This is a genomic window from Microcoleus sp. B3-D7, from assembly GCF_036705305.1.
In the GTDB taxonomy this organism is placed as follows: domain Bacteria; phylum Cyanobacteriota; class Cyanobacteriia; order Cyanobacteriales; family Microcoleaceae; genus Microcoleus.
In genome coordinates this window covers 1-1,629 of record NZ_JAUBUE010000126.1, presented here as the reverse complement: position 1 = coordinate 1,629, position 1,629 = coordinate 1, and the positions used below count along the sequence as shown (strand labels likewise).

Sequence of the window (1,629 nt, the reverse complement as noted above, 5' to 3'; positions counted from 1 at the left end):
TTGGAGTTTAGACTAAGCACAAATTGACTCAGCATGAGCTGAGTGGAGAAAATGGTTAATAAGCGAGAGAGTTCTCAAGGTTAACTTACGAATTTTGTTGATTTTTGGAACCGACCTTTGCCCTTTTTTACCACAGGATAGCGACATCTTTGAGTTCGATGTCTTCCTTGAGGCCATCCATCTGAATTTCCTCGACGTTTGGGAGCAACAGTGGGAGTCCCAATCTTGATTAAAAGTGGAAGCATTGATTGTGCAACCCTTCCAGGGGTCAATTCAGAGAGAGACTTTTGCCAGGGTAGACGAGTTTCTCTGACTAAATCTTTAGCTAACCATAATTGCCAGTTCACTAATGGCATCAAATCGCTCCATCGTTGACATTGTTCAGGGGTACTCAACTTCGGCACAGTCCAATGCAAGGTTTGTTTGGCTAAGCGATACCAATGCTCGATAGTAAAACGGCGCAGATATAGTTGCCAAATTTCTGTAAGAGGTGGCATCTGGAGACCAATCCACACTAACCACAAAGGTTGAGTTTTTAATTGACCCGTTATAGCTTCTAAGCGTTCTACTAAAATCAGAGTCATCGGATGTTTGGGACTGCCTCGAAAATGTAAGTTATCCCATTTTCTCAATCTGATTCGTCCGAGTTTCGGTTCAAGAGATAAAGAGTGTTTGTTCTGGTTCCCACCAGCTTTGAGTGTCGTTAAGCTTAAACTGGTTCCCATGAATTTTGGGTCGTCCTCTACCACTATAGGATGAAGGTGCTGACCACAAGCAACGATTAGAACGAATACGCATGATTTTATCGGCGGCGATTTCTGCGGTTGCTTCGATCAAAGGAGCACATCCATACTCGCTATCAAAGAGGACTAGAGGTCGATGCTGAAAATATTGACACACTTGTGCCAATTGTTGAGCGCCTTTAGTGATCGGATTTTCCCAACTGGTAATACGTTCGTGTCTCAAGGGTAGTGCCCAACTGCCACTGGTCAAAGGTATCCACGCGATCGTACTATATCCCTGACCGATACCGACAGGTATGCCGTGAGGCAAAGTGGTGGGTTGATGTTCGTAAGTACGCTCTTTCAGGGTAGGTGCATGGGGTCTCAACCATGCTGTATGATCGATAGCCAATACTGGACGTTCTACTTCTGAGATCTGTTGGATGTATAGTTGCATCAATTTGTCTCGGTCTGGTCTACAATCTTGCAGCGCCTCGTAGACGCTTGACCACTCACGTCGAAACAAAGGACTTAGAGCCAAATCTCCTAAACATGAGACGTGGCGGGTCGTCATCACCGCATCTGCTAGTTCAAAGGTGGCATCTTTGGCATTGCCCAAGCATTCATAAGCTTGTTGACGAAATTCGTATAATTGTTCAAACTTCATTGCAGGTAGATTTGAGATTTTTTGCTGAATTCTCAATTTTCTACCCTTGCGCTGTCTGTTGAAACTATCGCAGACAGTTTTTTTCTCTTCTTGCGAGTCTCCGAGAACGTCAACGGTCGCTGCCATCTATCTTAGGATTGAGTCTGATAGCTTGTCGCCAGCGACCATTGCCGTTCTTGAGAATTGTTCGCTAGTCTCAGAGTGATCGCACTTTTTGACCTGCTTAGTCTAAACTCCAAA

General features: G+C 44.7%; 2 protein-coding genes. Both read right to left on the bottom strand.

All coding sequences use genetic code 11. The features are described from left to right. Positions 1–80 precede the first annotated feature (80 nt). Positions 81–584 carry a hypothetical protein gene (locus QUB25_RS29610; protein WP_333189046.1) on the bottom strand — a complete coding sequence of 168 codons (504 nt, stop codon included), beginning with the start codon at positions 582–584 and terminating at the stop codon, positions 81–83. Between the two features lie 70 nt (positions 585–654). Further along, positions 655–1,515, bottom strand: a complete 861-nt coding sequence (locus QUB25_RS29605) for a transposase (RefSeq protein ID WP_333189044.1) — start codon at positions 1,513–1,515, stop codon at positions 655–657. Positions 1,516–1,629 lie beyond the last annotated feature (114 nt).